Origin of the sequence: Phenylobacterium sp., from assembly GCF_030697925.1 — a bacterium.
In the GTDB taxonomy this organism is placed as follows: domain Bacteria; phylum Pseudomonadota; class Alphaproteobacteria; order Caulobacterales; family Caulobacteraceae; genus Phenylobacterium.
The window spans coordinates 1-19521 of the sequence record NZ_JAUYOJ010000189.1 but is presented as its reverse complement, the minus strand read 5'-3'; the positions used below and the strand labels follow the sequence as shown (position 1 = coordinate 19521).

The window sequence follows — 19521 nt, the reverse complement described above, 5'->3', positions numbered from 1 at the left end:
GAGTTCAGATTACCCGCTCCGCGCCGCGCCGCTTTGACGAGCCTCAAAGGCCGCCGGCCAGCAGGGCCATGCGCACCAGTTCCGAGAGGCTGCCGGCGGAGGTCTTGGTCATGACGTTGGCGCGGTAGACCTCGACGGTGCGCGCACTAATGCCGAGTTCGAAGGCGATGACCTTGTTCTGCTTGCCGGCGAGCACGCCCTTCAGCACTTCGGTCTCGCGCGGCGAGAGCGCGGCGAGCATCGCTTCGAACTTGCGGCGCTCCTCGCTCGCCTGGGTCGCCTGGCCGCCGATCGTCAGCGCCGTCCGGATCGAACCGAGCAGGGCCTCGTCGTCGAAAGGTTTCTCCAGGAAGTCGACCACGCCGGCCTTCATGGCCTCGACGGCGAGCGGAACATCGCCGTGGCCGGTGATCACGATGATCGGATGGCTCGCGCCGCGGTCCTTCAGGCGGCGGACGAGCTCGAGGCCGTTCATGTCCGGCATGCGGATGTCGGTGACCACGCAGCCGGGGGCCGCGCCGGCCAGCTGGTCGAGGAAGGTGACGGCCGACTCATAGGTCCGGGAGGCGATCCCAGCTGTCGTAAGCAGGAAGGCCAGCGAATCGCGCACGGCCTCGTCGTCATCGATCAGATGCACTACGGCTTCAGTCACCGTCGACAAGCTCCCCTTCGGTCACCGCGCGCAGCGTGAAACGGAACACCGATCCGGCATCGGGCCCGGGCTCGACCCAGATTCGACCGCCATGCGCTTCGATGATTGTACGCGAAATCGACAGCCCAACCCCCATGCCCTGCGCCTTGGTGGTGAAGAACGGTTGGAAGAGCTGTTCGGCGACCTCGGGGCTGATGCCGGAACCGGAATCGGTTACCGCGATCTCGACCACGCCCTCCTTGGCGAGGCGGGCGGAGACCGTGAGTTCCCGTCGCGGCGCGTCCTCCATGGCGTCGATGGCGTTGCGCATCAGGTTCAGAACGACCTGCTGGATCTGAACCTTGTCGGCGAGGACCAGCTCCACCCGCGGATCTATGCGGTACTGCAGCCGCACGCCGCGCTCCTTGGCCCCGATCATGGCCAGGGCGCCTGCTTCCTCTAGCAGTTTGTGCAGGCTCTCGATGCGCGGTTCCGCCTCTCCCTTGGAGACGAAGTCCCGCAGGCGCCGGATGATCTGGCCGGCTCGCAGCGTCTGGTCGCCGGCGCTGGCCAGCGCGTCACGGATCATGCCGCGATCGGGATTTTCCGCCTCCAGCAGACGCACCGAGCCTTTCACATAGTTGGCGATGGCCGACAGCGGCTGGTTCAGCTCGTGCGCCAGGGCCGAGGCCATCTCGCCCATGGCGGTGAGGCGCGAGACATGGACGAGCTCCGACTGCACGTCCTGCAGCCGCCGCTCCGTGGCCTGCCGTTCGCTGAGATCGCGGACAAACCCGGTGAAGAACCGGGGCGTCGTGGCCATCTCGCCTACGGAGAGCTCCATGGGAAAGGTCGATCCGTCGCGCCGCTCGCCCACCACCACGCGGCCGATACCGATGATCCGCCGTTCGCCGGTCGTAAGGTACCGGGTGATGTAGCTGTCGTGGCCCTCGCGGTAGGGCGATGGCATCAGCATGGAGACATTCCGCCCGATCGCCTCACCCGATGTCCAGCCGAACAGGCGCTCGGCCGTGGCGCTGAAGGACTGCATGATCCCACGCTCGTCGATGACCACCATGGCGTCGGGCACCGTGGCGAGGATCGAGCGCAGGTGCGCCTCGCGGTCCTCGAGGTGGGCCAGGGCCTCGGCGTTCTCGCGTCGGCCGCGATGGTACCGCCAGCCGCCAAAACCGATCGCCGCCCCGATCATCAGGAACAGGCCGGCATTGGTGAAACCGGCTGCGTCCCCCAGGATGTCACTCCAGCGAAACACCAGCACTCCGCCAAGCGCGACCCCGGTCGCGGCCATGGCCGGCCCGACGCCGCCCAACGCGGCGCTGACGATCACGGCCGGTACGAAAATCAGGAACACGACCTGGTCCCCGAAGATCGGCTCCAGGCCGCGGTGCAGGACCAGAGACGCGATGCTCGCGGCGACCGCCAAGGCGTATCCCGCCCACCGCGGCACGTGGCGCGTGGCGACGGGGCGTGCTGCTTTGGTGGAACCCTTCATGGTCTCAACTGGTAGGCGCCAAGACCGGCCCCGGCAAGGCGCTTCGCCGAGCGCCGACGTCCAGCCGCCGTACTTGGCGGTCCGACGCTGGCGCCCGGATTCTCGGGTTCGGGATGGAAGGACATCTCAGGCTCGGACCTCGGTCACGGTCGGGTCGCCACGAGGGTGAGGACGGAACGCAGCAGCGCGTCGGAAAGCAGCGGCTTTTCGACGATCTCGACGTCGGCCGCCTTGGCCTTGCGGCGCAGGTCCGCTGCCGGGTGGGTCGTGATCAGGACCGCCGGGATCGTGGCGTCGCCGCGGCGCAGGACACCCAGAAGGTCGAGGCCGGTCATCCCCGGGAGATTCTGGTCGAGCACCAGGCAACTGGCATCCGCCACGTCGGCCCGCTGGAGCAGGTCTTCCGCGCTGGCGAAGGTCTCCACCGACAGGCCGTCAAGCTGGAGCGCGAACTGCAGGGCCGCGCGAAGCGCTGCATCGTCATCGACCAGCAGAACCCTCGGCCGGTCGCCGCGGGCCGCCACTTGCGCCCGGGTCAAGCCGCGACCTTCCAGGCGGGATCGGGGGACTGATGGGCCGGGCAGGGTGCGTTCATACTGTTCCTCAGCCTATTCGGCGAGCCATCACGGCCGCCGAGGTACATCCGCGAGGTGTCGGCCGAAACTCGGGAGCACCCCCTAAGGGGAATCCCGGAGGTCAGGCGTCTGCGGGAACCGGCCCGGCGCCCGCGCGCGCCAAGCTCGGCGATCAGGCCCGGAACCGTGGGCGCCGGCGTGGCGATCACGGCCAGGTCCGTTTCGAGTGGTCATGGCGCCGGCGGCCCGGGAACGGGCTAGTGGCTCAGGAGCACGAACCGCTCCGGGGCCTGGATCAGACCGCGGCTCACGCCGCCCATCACCCACTCGCGCATCCGGCTGTGGCCGTAGCAGCCGGCCACGATCAGGTCGGCCGCCATCGCCTGGGCCTGGATGTTGAGCTCGACGCAGGCGCGGTCATCGGCTTCGACCTCGACCTTGGCGCTGGCCTCCACACCATGGCGCTTCAGGTGGGCGACCACCTCGGAGGTATGGAATTCCGCGGCCTCGACCTGGTCCTTCGTGCAGACCTCCATGACCACGACCGCTTCGGCGCGCTTCAGGAACGGCATGGCGTCGGCGACCGCACGCCGCGCTTCGCGGGTGTCCTTCCACGCTACGAGGATACGGTCGCCGTGGAAGGTCCGGTGGGTTGGAGGCGCCACGAGGACCGGGCGGCCGGCGCGGATCGCGAGTTCGGCGGTGTCGGCCTGGCGCCAATAGTCGGCGCCCGTCAGGGGCGCGCCGCCGGCCACAATCAGGTCAGCGGCCCGCGCGGCGCCGCACAGGGCGTCCGTGGGCGGCGCATAGAGCGTGCGCCAATCGGTCCGCAGACTTCCCGCGTGCAGGCGAAAGGTCTGTTCGGCGGCTTTCAGGTTGTCCTCCAGCTGCTGGCGCATCACGCCCTGCCACTCCATGGCGAGCATGCCGAAGGGGTCGGCGACGGCGGTCGATTGCAGGAGTTCGGCGCCGACCCCCATCAGCAGCGCGTCGAAGCGTTCGGCGACGGCGACCGCGCAGGCCAGGCGCGGCGAGGCCGCGGCGTCGGGTTCGGCGTGAACGAGAATGCTCGTAAAGGTCACGGATGCCTCCCTGGAAGGCCGGCCGATGCGCGGGCGGCGTGGGTCGCGCCTCAGGCGCCGATCTTCATGTGGTCGTCGACGGCGGTGACGCCAGGCGCGGCTAGGACCGCGGCCTTGGCGATGTCGCGCTGATAGGCGGCGCGGACGCTGCCCTCGAGGCGGACTCTGCCGTCTTGGACCAGGACCACGATCTTGCCAGCGTCTAGGCGCGCCTGCTGGTCCAGCGCCTCTTCGATCCGATGCTTCAGGTCCGGCGCCAATCCCCGGGGCCTGACGGTCACGTGGTTGGTCAGCCGCACGACGCCGCGCAGGCCAAGCAGGCATTCTTCGGCGGCCTTGCGTTGGTAGTCGTAGTCCACCTCGCCGGCGAGGATGATGTGGCCGTCATCGACGCGGACCTGGACGGCGTCTTTGGGGACCGAAACATTCCAGTCGAGCGTCCGGAGCGCGCTGGCCGCGACTTCATCGTCAGGCGCTCCCATCCCATTGGGAGGACGAACCTCCAGGTCCTGGGCCAGGCCGCGGAAGCCCTTCACGCGCTTCACGGCCCGTTCGGCGGCGATGCGTTGGACATAGTTGGGGACATGTCCGCTCAGGGTGACGACGCCGTCCTTGACGGTGACACCCACCCGGCTGGCGTCGATGGCCGGATCCCACTCGAGCTCGTGCTCGACCCGGTCCTTGAGCTTGCGATCTTCCATGGCCTTCGCCCCTTTCGTCGGCCCGCAGCCTGCGGACAGTCTACGCTCATCCGCCCGGCGGTGGGCGACCTTGACGGCGGTCAACCCGCGGCCATTTCCTGCAGGGCCGCTGCGTCGCAGATCCGGAACAGTCGGCTGCCCTTGAATTCCACCACCTTGGCGGCCTGGAGCTGGGTGATCATCCGCGAGACGGTTTCGATGGTGAGACCCAGGTAGTCGGCCGTATCCTGCCGCCCCATGGCGAGCTCCACGTGGCCGCCCCGGCGGCGATTGGCCAAGCCCAGCAGGAAGCTCGCGACGCGCTCACAGGCGGTCTTGCGCACCAGCAGGGTCAGATGCTGGCGGGCGCTTTCCAGGTCGCGAACGGTCGCTTCCCAGACCAGCCGCTTGAGTTCGTCCTCTCCGCCCGCGCCGCGCAGGGCCTGCCGGTTGGCCACCAGGATCGTGCAGTCGCTGAGCGCCTCTGCGGCCATGTCGTGCTCGTCGCCGGTCTCCAGGCCGAAAAGGTCGCCCGCATAGTAGAAGTCGCCGATCGGCCGGCGTCCATCGGACATGAACCGCGAGGTGCGCACGGTCCCGCTGATCACGCGGTAGATCAGGTCGGCGTTCTCGCCCTGACCGTAGATCTCCTCGTCCTTGGTGAAGGTCATCCGCACGCCGATGCGCGACATCAGGTCGTCAGGACCGGCCTCGGCGGCGACGGGGGTAGCGCGGGTGTCGTCGAAGGATTGGATAAAGGACATGTCGAGCCTCCTGTTGACCTATGGCTAGGCCCATGGCGGTCGGCTCGAAATTCGGGAACGCTCCCTAAGCAGCGCCCCCTAGGTAGTCATACGGAGGCCGGGACTCCGACTTGTGGGAACGCCTGGGCGACTGCGGCCCGGACCTCGGCCAAGAGATCCTGGACCGACTCCTCGGTGATGTCGGGGACGACCCCGGCCAGATGCACGTGGTCGACGAACCGCAGGCCGCAGACCCCCGCGAGGTGCCGATCGAAGCCCGCGATCAGATTGTTCAGGGCGCCCGTCTCGCGCACCCAGCTGTCGGGCGCGCCGGAGGAACTGAAGCTGATCAGCTTGCGGCCCGTGAGCAGAGGCTCGGACCCGCCGAATGTGGGCCGGTAGCCGAAGCCGGTGCTGAAAATCCTGTCGATATAGCCCTTCAGGATCGCCGGCGGCGCGTTGAACCACCACGGATAGAAGAACGCGAACACGTCGACATCGGCGACCCGGGCGCGTTCAGCCGCCGCGTCAGGGCTGGTTTGGTAGCCAGCGCCGGTAGGGACCTCCTCGCGCTTCAGGCACGGGTCGAAGCCCATGGCGTAGAGGTCGCGCTCGACCGCTTCATGGCCCTGGGCGGCGATGGCGGCGCTGTAGGCGTGCGCGACGCTGTGGGTGAAGCTCTTCGGATTGGGGTGGGCGATGATGACGGCATGTCTCATGGGCCGGTCTCCTGCATTCGAGCGTCGCGATTGAAGACCTAATCGACGCGCCTGGGTTTGATCGTCGTCACAGCGCGCCTGACGGCGGGCCTCCATCGTCGCTTCAAGGATGGAGGTTCCCATGATGGAAGACGTCACGACCTGGATCGTCACCGCCGACGGACGCCAGGCGCGGGTGTTCGAGGAGCGCGTGCGCGGCGGTCCGCTGCATCCCTTGCCGCAATACGCGATCGACGCCGACAATCAGGACCGCCCGGCGGCGCACGCCCATAGGGCCACGGTGCGCGACCGCACAGGCTTCGGCCAGCACGGCGCCGGCGACAAGCCGCTGACCCAAATGCAGGAACGCCGCTTCCTCACGAGAGTCGCCCACGCCCTCGACCTTGCGGCCGAGGCGGGACGGTTCGAACGCCTCGTGTTGCTGGCGCCGGCCCGCGCTCTGGGGGTGCTGCGCGCCGAGCTCGATCCCAAGACCGCGCGCCGCATCGAGGTCGACGCGCCGCGCGACAGGTCGAGCCTGGCTGAGGAAGTGCTCCGCGAAGCCCTGCAGGCGGCGCGGATCGCCCGCTGATGCGCGCCGAAGCCCTGCCAAGGGCCGAGGGCCCGCCTCCAGCGCAGTCCGGGCTGCGGGTGCGCCCGCTTCCGCTCGACACCGTGCGCGAGAATGTCGTGGTGCTGGCGCGCGGCTGCACGGCCGTGCGGCCGGAACGCTTGACCGGGGTGCGAAAGGTCGAGATCGCGCTTGAAGGCCGCCGGCTGCTGGCCACCTGCATGATCTGCGATGACGGGAGCCTGGTCGGGCGCGACGAGGTCGGCTTGCCGCAGCCGCTGCTCCGCCGATTGGGGGCCGCGCCCGGCGCCATGGTTCAGGTCACGCCGGCGCCGCCGTCGCGCACCTTGGGCGCGGTGGCGGCGAAGGTGGCGGGCGATGTGCTTACCGACGCGCAATACCGGGCCATCGCCCGGGACCTCGCCGACCATCGCTGGTCCGACATCGAGGTGGCCGCCTTCCTGATCAGCTGCGCCAGCTTCATGACCGCCGACGAGGTTCTCTCGCTGACGGAAGCCATGGTCGTGGCCGGTCGTCGGCTGGCGTGGAGCCGCCCGGTCATCGTCGACAAGCATTGCATCGGCGGGATCCCGGGAAACCGCACCTCGCTGATCGTGGCGCCGATCGTGGCGGCGCACGGACTGTGGATGCCAAAGACCTCGTCACGCGCCATCACCTCCCCGGCGGGCACGGCCGACACCATGGAGGTTCTGGCCCGGGTCGACCTGGACGAGGGCGAGATGCGCGACGTCGTCGAACGTTGCGGCGCCTGCATCGTCTGGGGCGGGCGGGTGAATCTGTCGCCGGCCGACGACGTGCTGATCGCCGTGGAACGGCCGCTTTCCATCGACACGCCCGAACAGATGGTCGCCTCGATCCTCTCCAAGAAGCTCGCCGCCGGCGCGACGCACCTGGTCCTGGACGTGCCGGTCGGACCGACCGCCAAGATCCGCGACCGGCGCGCCGCCCTACGCCTCAAGAAGCTCTTTGAGCACGTCGCCGGGCGGCTCGGCCTCGGGATCGAGGTCTTGCTGACCGATACGGCCCAACCGATCGGATTCGGGGTCGGACCGGCCCTGGAGGCGCGCGATGTCCGCGCCGTCCTGGAGGGCAGGGCCGAGGCCCCGTCCGACCTGGCCGAAAAGGCCGTCATGCTGGCCGGGCGCGTGCTCGAGGCCGATCCGGCCCTGCAGGGCGGCCAGGGCGAACGCCGCGCCCGCGAGCTGCTCGCCTCGGGCGCGGCCGCCCGCAAGATGGACGAGATCATGGCCGCCCAGGGTCCCTCGCCCAAAGCCCCCGGGATCGGCGCCATGACCCAGGTCGTCTGCGCCGGCCAGGCCGGTCGCATCCATGAGATCGACTGCCTGCGGATCGCTTCGATCGCCCGGCTGGCCGGCGCTCCGACCGACACCGGCGCGGGCGTGGACCTGTTGCGCAAGGCTGGGGCGAGCGTGTCGCGCGGCGAGCCGCTCTTCCGCATCCACGGCTCGGAGCGTTCCGATTTTTCCTTCGCGTGCGAGGCCGCCTGCGAGGACGATGGCTACCGGATCACTCCATGAGCGCGGTTGTCCAGGCCTTCGCCGCCGACCAGCTCGGCGCGGCGCGGCTCGCCGCCACCCTGGGGCTGGAGCTCAAGATCGTGCAGCTGCACGTCTTCCCCGATCGCGAGGTCCTGCCCACCGTCGCGCCGTTCGTGGGCACGGTGATCGCCTATTGCCCGCTCAACCAGCCCAACGCCAAGCTCGTCAGCTTGATGCTCGCCTGCGACGCCTGGCGGCGCGCCGGCGCCACGCGGCTCGTCCTGGTCGCGCCCTATATGTGCTACCTGCGCCAGGATACGCTCTTCGCCCCCGGCCAGGCCCTGAGCCGCGATGTGATCGGCCGTCTGCTGGGCGAGCGGTTCGACCGGATCGTCACGGTCGAACCTCACCTGCATCGGACCTCCGACCTCGGGGCGGTGTTCGCACCGGCCCAGGTCACGGCGCTGTCGGCCGCCGGACCCCTGGCAGGCGCCATCGGAGCCGACCCGACACCGGTGGTGATCGGGCCCGACGGCGAGTCGGAGCCCTGGGCGCGGGCGATCGGCGAGGCTTTGGGCGCGCCGCATATGACCCTGCAGAAGACCCGCCAGGGCGATCACCGCGTGCATCTGGCCCTGGACGGCGGCCGTGATCTGAAGGGCCGTCGCGCGGTGATCATCGACGACATCTGTTCGAGCGGCGGAACCCTTGAGGCCGCCACCGCCCTGGTCCTGGCCCAGGGCGCCGAGCAGGTGGAGATCGCCGTCGTGCATGCGCTCTTCGACTGGGCGACGGCGCGGCGTCTCGCCGAGGCCGGCGCCAGCCGGGTGATCTCGACCGACACCTGTCCCCATCCCAGCAACGCCGTGGCGATGGCGCCCATCCTAGCGGCCGCGCTGACCCAGGAGATGTCCACATGAGCCTGAAACTCACCTTCCATGGCGCCGCCGGATGCGTGACCGGTTTCTGCGCGCGTCTCGAGACCGGGCGCGCCACGCTGCTTGTCGACTGCGGCATGTTCCAGGGGTCGAAGACCCTCAAGGCGCTCAACTACGAGCCGTTTCCCTTCGAGGCGTCAAAGATCGACGCCGTGCTGCTGACCCACGCCCATATCGACCACTCGGGCCTGTTGCCCAAGCTGATGAAGGCCGGCTTCGAGGGGCCGATCTTCGCCACGGCGGCGACCCGCGACCTGTGCGGCGTGATGTTGCCCGACGCCGGCAGTATCCAGGAAAGCGAGGTCCGTCAGCTCAATCGCCGCAACCAGCGACGCGGTCGCGACCAGGTCGAGCCGATCTACACCGTGCGCGACGCGGTACAGACCACCGAGCTCTTCGAGCGGGTGAAGCTGGGCGAGAGCGTCGCCGTCGCTCCCGGCGTGACCGCGACCTATTGGGAAGCGGGCCACATCCTGGGCGCGGCCTCCATCGAGGTGTGCGTCGAGACCGAAGAAGGTCCGGTCACCATCCTGTTCTCCGGCGATATCGGGCCGGGCGGCCGGGACTATTCACCCGACCCGGAAGGCCCGGCCGGGGTCGACCACCTGGTGTTGGAGTCGACCTACGGCGACCGGCCCCGCCTGCTTGTCGATCCGGCCACCCGCCGCAAGATGCTGGCGCAGGAACTCAACGCCGCCCACGCCGCCGGCGGGCCCTTGCTGATCCCGGCGTTCGCCGTGGAGCGCTCGCAGGAGCTGCTGGCCGACATCCTGGCGATCATGGCCGACGGCCACGCGCCGGAAGCCGACATCTTCCTGGACTCCCCGCTCGCCATCGAAGCCACCGAGGTCTTCCGTCGCCGCGGCTGGAACCGGGCGACCGACGTCAATCCGTTCCAAGGCCTCTACGCCAACGACCGGCTGAAGTTCCTGCGCGAACCCTGGGAAAGCGACCGGCTCGAACGGCTCAAGGGCTGGCACATCATCCTGGCGGCCAGCGGCATGTGCGACGCCGGTCGGGTCCGCAAGCACCTGAAACGACTCCTATGGCAGCGCCAGGCCACGGTGTTGCTGTCCGGCTATCAGGCCGTCGGCACGCTGGGCCGGATCCTCGAGGAGGGCGCCGAACGGGTGCGCATCCAGGGCGAGGACGTCCGTGTGCTGGCGCGGATCCGGTCCTTGGACGTCTATTCCGGCCATGCCGACGCCGATGGTCTCGTCGCCTGGGCCCAGGCTCGGGCGCCCGTGGCCGGCAACGTGTTCCTGGCCCACGGCGAGCCGCCGGCGCTCGAGGGCCTCAAGGACCGATTGGCGGCGGCGGGCTTCGCCGAGGACCGGCTGGCGATCCCGTCCCTGGACCAGCGCTTTCTTCTTCTCAAGGGCAAGGCCACCGCCGACGTCCAGGGCAAGCCCCGGCTCGCGGCGGTCGCCGTCTCGCGCCCGGACTGGCACAACCAGCGCGCCGCCTTCCTGCTCGACCTCGACGGGCGCATCGAGCTTGCCGGCTCGGACGAGGCCCGCAGCGCCATGATCCGCCGCTTGCGCGCGGCCCTGGAGGCTCCCGTTGACAGCGATCAAGGCGCTGAGGCGCCGGCCCCGGTCTCCTGAAGGCGCACAGCAACAAGGAGCCGCGCCATGAGCAAGTCCGTCGCCAAGAGGATCGCCAACGACCTCGATGACGCCCTCGACGACATCGGTCACGAACTGAAGAAGGCCGGCGAGGCCATCAGCGAGGAGGCGCGGGACAACCTCACCCGCGTTTCCACCAAGCTCCAGCGGGCGGCCCGCGAGTTCACGGTGGAGGCCCGCCGGCAGTCGCGTGACCTGACCGACCAGGCCGTTACCCAGGCCAGGGCGCACCCGGCGACCGCCGTCGCCATCGCCGCTGCGGCGATCGCCCTGATCGGTCTGACGTTCTGGCGCGCCCAGCCGTCCGACTGAGGCCGTCCCGGACGCTTGGCGCTAGTCGTGAACCGGGAAGGGGGCGAGCGGGTTGTCGGCCGTCGCGGGCGGCTCAGGCTCCGGGGGGCAAGAGACTTCGGTCGCCGAGAAGCTCGGCAGGCGTCCCGAGAACAACTCGAAGACCGCCGACAAGGCGGCGCCGAAGAACGCCGCGACCTCGAAGGCCGGGCGCATCTTGCGGCAGACCCGCACGCGCAGCCGACGGAGTCTGGAGCGGACCGTCCTGGCTCGACGGACCGGGGCTCGACGGACCGGAGGTCGAATCGCCAGCGGCGAGGTTTGGTTCACGGACATTGGGAATCTCCTCCTCGGCCACGTCCGCCGTCAGCGCCGATCGAGGCGGCTCAGCAGATTGTAGAACGCCGCGATGAGCGCGCCGGTGAGCGCGCCGAACACGAACGACCAGCCAAACCCTTCAACCAGCGCAGTCGTCGAGGCGACCGGCTGGGTCGTGAACAGGGCGATGAACATATGTGACTGGCTCTCGACGACGACGGCCCCGGCCCAACAGAGGGCGAACAGAATCGCCAGACTCAGCGCGGCCGAGGCGGCGCAGCGGATGACGTCCAGCGGCCTCGGAGAACGGATAGATGAAGGTGTGGCGGTCATCGTATGACCCTCGGCGATGGCTGGCGAAGGCGCCGGCCTCGAAACCATATCGCGCCGCGCGCCACCGGCTTTGACCGACATCAAGAGCCTTGCCGCAGGTGAGACAGGCGCCGGCCCGGTCCTCGAGACCTGCAACGGGTCCTGGCGCCGTCGATGCCGGCGCGACCGAAGCCCCGGCTGTCTGGTCGTGGGTCGGAGTCTTTCTGGCGGCTCGTTTGGAACGACTTGACGCATCGCAAGGCTCAAGGCGCGGAACGCACCACTTTGGGCGCTCTCGCAAACAGGAGATCTGCAATGCGCGCTCTACTCACATCTGTCGCCAGCCTCGCGGCGTTCGCCGCCGGGCCGACCCTCGCTCAACAGGACCACGCGGGTCATCATCCGACGACCGCGGGAACGGCGCCCGCAGCCTCGACGCCGGCCGCCGACGCCATGCACGAAAAGTGCAAGACCGTGATGGCCTCCAAGATGGCGGCGAAGCAGCCGCATGATCACGGTCGCGACAAGACCGGCGCTCCGACCTGGCCGCAGGGCAAGAAGCTCTCGCCGGAGGAGATGGAGAAGCTCCACAAGCAGTGTGAGACGATGATGTCCAAGGACCCGGCGCCGGCCCCGAAGTAGGCGCTTCGACCACCATGGGCGGCCCGGACTTCGCCGGGCCGCGGGCGAGGCTTAGCGCAGGCGTGGCTCCGGACTCGAACGGACTTGCCGCAGCGGACCCCGACCGTCCGCGCCGCGCCAGATCTGGTCACGGATTTCCTCACGCGCGCCGCCGTTGACCCACACGTCGTCAGTCAGATCGGGCGTGCCCGTCATCGCGTCGCCTTCGCCCGCCAGGCCATGGCACGCGGCGCAGTTTCGTTCGTAGAGAGGGAGGGCGCGCAGCACCGCAGCGCTGTGCGTCGACCGCATGGAGAGCGCCAGGACATACTCGGTCAGGTCCTCGATTTCCGAGGGACCCAGCATCTCCTCCCGGCCGAAACCCGGCATCGTGACCGTCGGCGGTGACGGGCGGAGCGAAGTGGGGCTGACAGCCTGCGGTCGCGACGCCAGGCCCAGCGTCGTCGCCGCCGCCGTCAAGACGACGACCGTCGTGACAGCCCAGGCATGGGCGGGCTTGACCATGGAAGTCTCCTCGGAACGCAAGCACAGCATGGCTTTCCGGGCGACAGGCGGCCTTGACGCCGATCAAGGCGCCAGCCCGGCTCTGAGATCCGATGGCGATCGCAATACCGACGCCCACGCCCCTGAAGGACGATCACGCCGTCACCGCCACCCGTTGAGGACGATCAAGGCGGGGCTGTTGACCCTGTCCGATCCTCGCGCCGCAAGGAGATGGTTCAATGACCTATCGCGACATACTGGTTGAGGTGGACGCCGACCCCGCAGCTCAAGATCGCTGCGACCAGGCCGCGCGCCTGGCCAAGGGCTTCGGCGGCCACGTCACGGGGGTCTTCCTCGAGCCCGACTTCACCATGCCGAGCACCGCGGCGGGCGGCGCTTGGATCCCGCCGGCGCTGCTGACCTCGGTGCTCGAGGCGCACTCGGCGGCGGTCAACCGGGCGGAGCAACAGGCCGGCGCCTGGCTCGCCGCCGCCACCCAGACCGCCCAGGTCGGCTGCGATTGGCTTAGACTCAAGCAGGACTCGACCCGGCGTTTCATCGATTACGCGCGTGGCGCGGACCTGGTCGTCGTCGGGCCAGGGCGGACGCCGCAAGGCGATTTCCACGTCACGCCCACGGAGGTGGCGTTCGGCTGCGGCGGGCCGGTGCTGGTGTTGCCTGACGCGCCGCGGCCGGCCAGCGTCGGACGCCGCGTCCTGGTCGCTTGGAACGGCAGCCGCGAGGCCGCCCGCGCCCTGCGCGACGCCTGGCCGCTGGTTTCCGCCGCCGACCAGGTGGCCGTGGCCATGGTGTCGCCGCGGCTCGACCGGGCGGACGTCTCGGCCATGCAACAACGCTTCGAACGGCGCGGCTGCAAGGTCGAGGTCTTCGTGGAGACGTCGGAAGAGGCCTCGGTCGGCGACACGCTGCGCGGCCAGGTCAACGATTGGAAGGCCGATCTGCTGGTCATGGGGCTCTATGGCCGCACGCGGCTGGCCGAGCGGATCCTCGGCGGGGTCAGCCGCGCCTTCATGAACGATCCGCCGACCGCCCTCCTGGTCTCCCACTAGGCGTCCCGATGCCCGCCGACCTCCAGCCTCAAGCCCCGACAGCCGATTCGCGCGGCAGTGGGGCGCAGCGAGCCTCGCCCTCCTACACCCTGGCCGCGCTCGACCAGCCGTTCTTGCTGGGCGGCTCCATGCGCGGCGTGAGGTTCCTGCTCGAGTTCGCCAAGGCCGACGAAGCGCTTCGCGCCTGGGGCGTGAGATCCACGATCGTTGTCTTTGGCAGCGCGCGCATCAGCGAAACCGGAAGCCCCGACCAGCGCCGATGGTACCAGCAGGCGCGGCGGTTCGGCCAGTTGGCGTCGGAAGAGGGCGGGGCGCTCTGGCCCGACGGTGGGCAGCGCGATAATGTCATCGCCACCGGAGGGGGCCCCGGCGCCATGGAGGCGGCCAATCGCGGCGCGGACGACGCCGGGGCTCCGTCCATCGGCTTCAACATCACCCTGCCGAAGGAGCAGGGCCCCAACGCCTACAGCACGCCGGACCTGACCTTCCGCTTCCACTACTTCGCCATGCGCAAGATGCACTTGGCGATGCGCGCCAATTCGCTGGTGGTGTTCCCGGGCGGCTTCGGGACGCTCGACGAGCTCTTCGAGATCCTGACCCTGCGCCAGACGGGAAAGAGTCCGCCCATCCCCGTGGTCCTGGTCGACCGGGCCTATTGGAACTCGGTGATCAACTTCGAGGCCTTGCTCGTCCACGGCATGATCGATGCGCCCAACCTCAACCTCTTCCACTTCGCCGAGACCGCCGAGGAGATTTGGGCGCGCCTGCTGGCGGAGGGCGTAAGGCCGGGCCAACGGGTGGCTGGGTGAACTGGCTCGTCATGCTCGCCACCGGGGTGATCTCCACATCACCCGTTCCCGACCTGCGCGGATTCCTCGATGGCCAGCAGCTCCACGAGCATTGCTGGCCGGATCCGGCGGACGACCTGGCGGATCTGCGGTCGGCCCTTTGCCTGGGCTATGTCGTTGGGTCAGCGGACCAGATCCTGGCCGCCGAGGCCGGCGCGCGCCCGCAACTCAGGACCTTCTGCCCTCCGGCGAACGTGACCGCCGAGGACCTGCGTGGCGCGGCGGTGGCCTTCCTCGCTCGTCACCCCGAGGCCCGAGGCGCGGCGGCCTCGACCGTGATGGCCGCGGCGCTCGCGGACGGCTTCGGGTGCGATCGCGCCAACCCGGGGATCGATTGACCTGAGCGAGCGCGGAAGGTCTGCCCGACCGCCGCCAATGCGCGCCATCCCAAGCATTCTCATCCTCCCAACAGAAAACCGCGCATTGCCGCGGGCGGTGCGACGCGCTCTCTTGCGCGCAACGAAACACGGGATGGGAGACGCCACATGGCGAACGAAAATACGGGTCTGCAACTGCGCTCACTGGTCAAGGCGAGCGGCGAGCTTGAGCTGTCGCTGGCGCGGGTGGCGATCCCGGAGCCGGCCGCCGACGAGGTCCTGGTCCGGGTCGAGGGCTCGCCCATCAATCCCTCCGACCTCGGCCTGCTGCTGGGCGCCGCCGACATGTCCACCGCCGTGGCGAGCGGGACGGCCGAGCAGCCGGTTGTCACCGCCAAGATCCCCCAGGCCTTCATGCGCGCCATGGCCGGACGGCTGGACGAGTCCATGCCCGTCGGCAACGAGGGGGCCGGCGTGGTCATCAAGGCCGGGGTCGACGCCCAACACCTGCTGGGCAAGACCGTCGCCATGCTGGGCGGCGCCATGTACGCGGAATATCGCTGCCTGAAGGCCGCCGATGTCCTGGTCCTGCCGCCGGGCGCCACGGCCGCCGACGGCGCCTCGTGCTTCGTCAATCCGCTCACCGCGCTCGGCATGGTCGAGACCATGCGCCGTGAGGGCCACACCGCGCTCGTCCACACGGCCGCAGCCTCCAATCTCGGCCAGATGCTGAACAAGATCTGCCTCGCCGAGGGCGTGGGCCTGGTCAATATCGTACGCAGCCCGGAGCAGGCGGCGATCCTCCAGACCATCGGCGCCAAGCACGTGGTCGACTCCAGCACGCCCGGCTTCATGGAGGACCTGATCAAGGCCCTGGTCGCCACCGGCGCGACCCTGGCCTTCGACGCCATCGGCGGCGGCAAGCTGGCCGGCCAGATCCTCAGCGGCATGGAGGCGGCCGCCAACCAGACCGCCAAGACCTACAGCCGCTATGGCTCCTCGGTCCACAAGCAGGTCTACATCTATGGCGGCCTCGACACCCGGCCCACCGAGCTCAACCGTGGCTTCGGAATGGCCTGGGGGCTGGGCGGCTGGCTGCTGACGCCGTTCCTGATGAAGATCGGCCCCGAGGCCGGCCAGGCTCTGCGAGAACGGGTGGCCCGCGAGCTGAAGACCACCTTCGCCAGCCACTACACCGCCGAAATCTCCCTCGCCGAGGCCCTGCGGCCGGAGGTGATCGCCGCCTACAACCGCCGCGCCACGGGCGAGAAGTTCCTGATCAATCCCAACAAGCCGGCCAGCTAGCGCTTGCAGCCCCGCGCCCCGAGCGCTGGGCCTTCGACTCCGTCTTGATCACGAGGAAGCCCGATGCCGACCCTCTTCGACACTCTACGAGTTGGCGATCTAACCCTCCCCAACCGCATCCTGATGGCGCCGCTGACCCGCAGCAGGGCCGGAGAGAGCCGCATCCCGAACGACACGATGGCGGAGTACTACCGCCAGCGCGCCTCGGCGGGACTGATCATTTCCGAAGGGGTCCCGGTCTCGCCCATGGGCGTGGGCTACACCGGGGTGCCGGGCGTTTGGTCGGCGGAGCAAGTCGAGGGATGGAGACGGGTCACCTCCGCGGTCAAGGCGGCTGGCGGCCGCATCTTCATGCAGATCTGGCATGTGGGACGGATATCGGACCCGTCACTGCTCGTCGGTCGGGCGCCCGTCGGCCCGAGCGCGATCGCCGCCCAGGGTGACGTCAGCCTGCTGCGCCCGAAGCGTCCCTATCCGGTCCCTCGCGCGCTCGAGACGTCGGAGGTCGCCGATGTCGTCGAGGCCTTCCGCCAGGCCGCGGAGAACGCCCAGGCGGCCGGTTTCGATGGGGTAGAGCTGCACGGCGCCAATGGTTACCTGCTCGATCAGTTCCTGCAGGACGGCTCGAATCAGCGAACCGACCAATATGGCGGCTCCGTCGAGAACCGGGCGCGCCTGATGCTCGACGCCGCCGACGCTGCCATATCGGTGTGGGGGCCGGACCGGGTCGGTATGCATTTGGCGCCCCGCGCCGACTCCCACGCCATGGGCGATTCCGACCTGGCCGCCACCTTCACCCACGTGGCGCGGGAACTGGGGCGCCGGAAGATCGCCTTCCTGTGCGCCCGCGAACATGTCGCCGCCGACATCCTCGGACCCCGGCTGAAGGCGGCGTTCGGAGGGACCTACATCGCCAATGAGGGCTTCACGGCCGAGAGCGCCCAGGCCGCGCTCGACGCCGGATGGGCCGACGGCGTCGCGTTCGGCAAGGCGTTCATCGCCAACCCCGATCTTCCGCGGCGCCTGCGCGAAGGCGCGCCGCTCAACGAGCCTAAACCCCACAGCTTCTTGATCGGTGCGGCCGACGGCTACACCGACTATCCATTCCTCGACGAAATCGCCGCCGGCCAAGCCGCCAAGTCCCCGGTGGCTGTCGCGTGACTGTTGTTGTGACGGGCGGCACCAAAGGGATAGGTCTGGCGATTGCCGAACGGCTGGCGCGGCCAGGCGAGCCGCTGGTCCTGGCCTATCGCTCCGACGATGCGGCCGCCGAGGCGGCCAAGGCGCGTTTGGCGCCGACCGGGGCCGACGTCTTCACGGTCCGCGCCGATGTGGGCGAGATCGACGGCGCGGCGGCGGTAATGGCCGCCGCGGCCGACCGCGCCGCCGGGCCGATGCACCTGGTCCACAGCGCGGCCATGATCTACCCGACCACCTTGCTGCAGGCGGATCTGGCGAAATTCACCCAGGCCATCCAGGTCAACGGACTATCGCTCCTTTACCTCGTGCAAAAGGCCCTGCCCCTGCTCGACCGAGGCAGCGGCATTGTCTTCATATCGAGCGCTGGCGCCCGGACGGCCCAGCCCAACTACGGGGCCCTGGGAGCGGGTAAGGCCCTGGCCGAGAGCCTTGTTCGCTACCTCGTACCTGAACTCGCACCCATGGGTGTGCGAATCAACGCGGTGGCGCCGGGCCTCGTCGACACCAGCTCCGTGGCGGACATGGTGGGCGGCGAGGACGCAGCCCTGCGGGTTCTCGAGCGCGCCGCTCGCACCAACCCCTCCGGCCGTCTCAGCCGCGACAGCGACTATGCGGCGGTCGTCGAGTTCCTGCTCAGCTCCGATGCTGAATTCGTTCAGGGCCAAGTGATTCACGCCAACGGCGGCGCCTACATCTCAGCCTAGCGGCTGGGGCGGGGCCCCGCGCCCTTGACCTGCAATGAAAGAGGATTGGACCGTGAACAGGATCGAGGCGCTTGCGCAGCTGACGGGCGAGGGGTCGCCCTATGAACTGGTTGGGATCGAGGCGTTAGGTCGGCGGGTGCGGGCGTTCGAGAATGCGCCGGCGAACCTGCGGGCGCTGTTCGAACAGGGTCGCAGCGATCTGCCCTTCGTCGTCTACGAGGACGAGCGGCTGACCTTCGAGGAGGCTTGGGTCCAGTCGCAGCATCTCGCGGCGGTGATGGCGCACGACTATGGCGTGGAGAAGGGCGACCGGGTCGCCATCTCCATGCGCAACTATCCAGAATGGATCCTCGGCTTCATGGCGGCGACCTCGATCGGGGCCATCGCCGTGGCGATGAACGCCCTGTGGCAGCCGCACGAGATGGACTACGGGCTGAAGGACAGCGGCGCCAAGCTGCTGCTGGCCGACCAGGAGCGGCTGGACAGGCTGGCGGCCTGCGAGGCGCCGCCCGCCGGGCTGTCGGTGATCGCGGTGCGGGCGACGGGCCCCCTCGCGCCCGGCGTGCGCGGCTATGAGGAGGTGATGGCGACGGCGGTTCCCAAGGGGCCGCCGGCCCGCGAGGTTGGGCCCGACGACGACGCCATCATGCTCTACACCTCGGGCTCGACCGGGCACCCCAAGGGGGCGGTCTCGACGCACCGCAACATCATGTCGGCCTTGCTGTCGTGGGAGCTGGACGCCCAGGCCGGGATGCTTGCGGGCTTCGCGCCGGTGGCGGGCGGCCCGCAGCCGGCGGCTCTGCTGGCCATCCCGCTGTTCCATGTCTCGGGGCTGCACGTCAGCCTGCTGCAGAGTTTCCGCGCCCAGCGGCGGCTGGTCTGCATGTACAAGTGGGACCCGGCGCGCGCGGTCGAAATCATCGAGCGCGAGCACATCACCGGCTTCAACGGACCGCCGGCGGTGACCGGCGACCTGGTGGAGATCGCCCGGCGGCAAGGGCGCGACCTGAGCTCGTTGATCGCCGTGGGCGGCGGCGGGGCGTCGCGCGCGCCTGAGCAGGTCCGCGCCATCGACAAGGCCTTTCCCAACGCCGCGCCCAACACCGGCTGGGGCATGACCGAGACCAACGCCATCGGCACCAGCATCGCCGGCGCCGACTACCTGGCCCATCCGGCCAGCTCGGGCCGAGTGTCCGGCGTGCTGGACATCCGCATCGTTGATGAGGAGGGCGTGGAGCAGCCCCGCATGGCGCGCGGCGAACTGCAGATCCGCGGCGCCTCGATCATGCGCGGCTACTGGAAGCGGCCGGACGCCAACGCCGAGACCTTCGTGGACGGCTGGATGCGGACCGGGGACGTGGCCTATGTGGACGCCGAGGGGTTCGTCTACATCGTCGACCGCATCAAGGACCTGGTGATCCGGGGCGGGGAAAACATCGGCTGCGGCGCGGT

At 69.4% G+C, this 19521-nt stretch carries 23 protein-coding genes; 13 read left to right on the top strand and 10 right to left on the bottom strand.

Annotation, left to right across the window (positions count from 1 at the left end):
* Positions 1 to 43: 43 nt before the first annotated feature.
* From fixJ to Q8Q88_RS18400, 7 genes are all read right to left on the bottom strand, one after another.
* On the bottom strand, positions 44 to 652 hold the full coding sequence (gene fixJ, locus Q8Q88_RS18430; RefSeq protein ID WP_305676644.1) for a response regulator FixJ: 609 nt from the start codon (positions 650 to 652) through the stop codon (positions 44 to 46).
* Positions 645 to 2075, bottom strand: a complete 1431-nt coding sequence (locus Q8Q88_RS18425; RefSeq protein WP_305676643.1) for a PAS domain-containing sensor histidine kinase — start codon at positions 2073 to 2075, stop codon at positions 645 to 647. Before Q8Q88_RS18425 ends, fixJ begins: the two co-directional genes overlap by 8 nt.
* 212 nt (positions 2076 to 2287) lie before the next feature.
* On the bottom strand, positions 2288 to 2683 hold the full coding sequence (locus tag Q8Q88_RS18420; RefSeq protein ID WP_305676642.1) for a response regulator transcription factor: 396 nt from the start codon (positions 2681 to 2683) through the stop codon (positions 2288 to 2290).
* A gap of 293 nt (positions 2684 to 2976) precedes the next feature.
* A complete protein-coding gene (locus Q8Q88_RS18415) occupies positions 2977 to 3801 on the bottom strand; it encodes a universal stress protein (RefSeq protein ID WP_305676641.1) in 825 nt (274 codons plus the stop codon).
* Between the two features lie 50 nt (positions 3802 to 3851).
* Complete coding sequence (locus Q8Q88_RS18410) at positions 3852 to 4502, bottom strand: BON domain-containing protein (protein ID WP_305676640.1); 651 nt, start codon at positions 4500 to 4502, stop codon at positions 3852 to 3854.
* A gap of 80 nt (positions 4503 to 4582) precedes the next feature.
* Positions 4583 to 5245, bottom strand: coding sequence for a helix-turn-helix domain-containing protein (locus Q8Q88_RS18405; protein WP_305676639.1), 663 nt, complete (start codon positions 5243 to 5245; stop codon positions 4583 to 4585).
* An 86-nt stretch (positions 5246 to 5331) separates the two neighbouring features.
* Positions 5332 to 5943: an NAD(P)H-dependent oxidoreductase gene (locus tag Q8Q88_RS18400; protein ID WP_305676638.1), complete on the bottom strand. Its 612-nt coding sequence runs from the start codon at positions 5941 to 5943 to the stop codon at positions 5332 to 5334.
* Positions 5944 to 6064: 121 nt separating this feature from the next.
* Here Q8Q88_RS18400 and Q8Q88_RS18395 point away from each other — a divergent pair, with 121 nt between their 5' ends.
* From Q8Q88_RS18395 to Q8Q88_RS18375, 5 genes are read left to right on the top strand one after another with little or no spacing between them, the layout of a single operon-like run.
* A complete protein-coding gene (locus tag Q8Q88_RS18395; protein WP_305676637.1) occupies positions 6065 to 6514 on the top strand; it encodes a host attachment protein in 450 nt (149 codons plus the stop codon).
* Entirely contained in the window at positions 6514 to 8052 is a 1539-nt protein-coding gene (locus Q8Q88_RS18390) for a thymidine phosphorylase family protein (RefSeq protein ID WP_305676636.1), read from the top strand. The genes Q8Q88_RS18395 and Q8Q88_RS18390 overlap by 1 nt, the downstream gene beginning before the upstream one ends.
* The gene (gene prs / locus Q8Q88_RS18385) at positions 8049 to 8933 is read left to right on the top strand and encodes a ribose-phosphate diphosphokinase (protein WP_305676635.1); all 885 of its coding nucleotides are present in this window, start codon (positions 8049 to 8051) and stop codon (positions 8931 to 8933) included. Before Q8Q88_RS18390 ends, prs begins: the two co-directional genes overlap by 4 nt.
* Complete coding sequence (locus tag Q8Q88_RS18380) at positions 8930 to 10558, top strand: MBL fold metallo-hydrolase (protein WP_305676634.1); 1629 nt, start codon at positions 8930 to 8932, stop codon at positions 10556 to 10558. The genes prs and Q8Q88_RS18380 overlap by 4 nt, the downstream gene beginning before the upstream one ends.
* A gap of 27 nt (positions 10559 to 10585) precedes the next feature.
* On the top strand, positions 10586 to 10891 hold the full coding sequence (locus Q8Q88_RS18375; RefSeq protein ID WP_305676633.1) for a hypothetical protein: 306 nt from the start codon (positions 10586 to 10588) through the stop codon (positions 10889 to 10891).
* Between the two features lie 21 nt (positions 10892 to 10912).
* Here the strand turns inward: Q8Q88_RS18375 and Q8Q88_RS18370 are convergent, their stop codons facing one another.
* The gene (locus Q8Q88_RS18370; RefSeq protein WP_305676632.1) at positions 10913 to 11206 is read right to left on the bottom strand and encodes a hypothetical protein; all 294 of its coding nucleotides are present in this window, start codon (positions 11204 to 11206) and stop codon (positions 10913 to 10915) included.
* Positions 11207 to 11236: 30 nt separating this feature from the next.
* The gene (locus Q8Q88_RS18365) at positions 11237 to 11602 is read right to left on the bottom strand and encodes a hypothetical protein (protein WP_305676631.1); all 366 of its coding nucleotides are present in this window, start codon (positions 11600 to 11602) and stop codon (positions 11237 to 11239) included.
* 213 nt (positions 11603 to 11815) lie between these two features.
* Between Q8Q88_RS18365 and Q8Q88_RS18360 the strand changes: the two genes are divergently transcribed.
* Positions 11816 to 12142 carry a hypothetical protein gene (locus tag Q8Q88_RS18360; protein ID WP_305676630.1) on the top strand — a complete coding sequence of 109 codons (327 nt, stop codon included), beginning with the start codon at positions 11816 to 11818 and terminating at the stop codon, positions 12140 to 12142.
* Between the two features lie 51 nt (positions 12143 to 12193).
* Here the strand turns inward: Q8Q88_RS18360 and Q8Q88_RS18355 are convergent, their stop codons facing one another.
* The gene (locus tag Q8Q88_RS18355) at positions 12194 to 12646 is read right to left on the bottom strand and encodes a c-type cytochrome (protein WP_305676629.1); all 453 of its coding nucleotides are present in this window, start codon (positions 12644 to 12646) and stop codon (positions 12194 to 12196) included.
* A gap of 218 nt (positions 12647 to 12864) precedes the next feature.
* Here Q8Q88_RS18355 and Q8Q88_RS18350 point away from each other — a divergent pair, with 218 nt between their 5' ends.
* The 7 genes from Q8Q88_RS18350 to Q8Q88_RS18320 all read left to right on the top strand — a co-directional run.
* The gene (locus tag Q8Q88_RS18350) at positions 12865 to 13695 is read left to right on the top strand and encodes a universal stress protein (protein WP_305676628.1); all 831 of its coding nucleotides are present in this window, start codon (positions 12865 to 12867) and stop codon (positions 13693 to 13695) included.
* Positions 13696 to 13703: 8 nt separating this feature from the next.
* Positions 13704 to 14504 (top strand): LOG family protein, encoded by an 801-nt coding sequence (locus Q8Q88_RS18345; protein ID WP_305676627.1) that lies wholly within the window; start codon positions 13704 to 13706, stop codon positions 14502 to 14504.
* On the top strand, positions 14501 to 14881 hold the full coding sequence (locus tag Q8Q88_RS18340) for a Rap1a/Tai family immunity protein (protein WP_305676626.1): 381 nt from the start codon (positions 14501 to 14503) through the stop codon (positions 14879 to 14881). The genes Q8Q88_RS18345 and Q8Q88_RS18340 overlap by 4 nt, the downstream gene beginning before the upstream one ends.
* A gap of 147 nt (positions 14882 to 15028) precedes the next feature.
* Complete coding sequence (locus Q8Q88_RS18335; RefSeq protein WP_305676625.1) at positions 15029 to 16165, top strand: zinc-binding dehydrogenase; 1137 nt, start codon at positions 15029 to 15031, stop codon at positions 16163 to 16165.
* Positions 16166 to 16228: 63 nt separating this feature from the next.
* The gene (locus Q8Q88_RS18330; protein WP_305676624.1) at positions 16229 to 17326 is read left to right on the top strand and encodes an alkene reductase; all 1098 of its coding nucleotides are present in this window, start codon (positions 16229 to 16231) and stop codon (positions 17324 to 17326) included.
* The gene (locus tag Q8Q88_RS18325) at positions 17323 to 18069 is read left to right on the top strand and encodes an SDR family NAD(P)-dependent oxidoreductase (protein ID WP_305676623.1); all 747 of its coding nucleotides are present in this window, start codon (positions 17323 to 17325) and stop codon (positions 18067 to 18069) included. Before Q8Q88_RS18330 ends, Q8Q88_RS18325 begins: the two co-directional genes overlap by 4 nt.
* A 52-nt stretch (positions 18070 to 18121) precedes the next feature.
* The coding region (locus Q8Q88_RS18320) for a class I adenylate-forming enzyme family protein (RefSeq protein WP_305676622.1) at positions 18122 to 19521 on the top strand (1400 nt) is incomplete at its 3' end.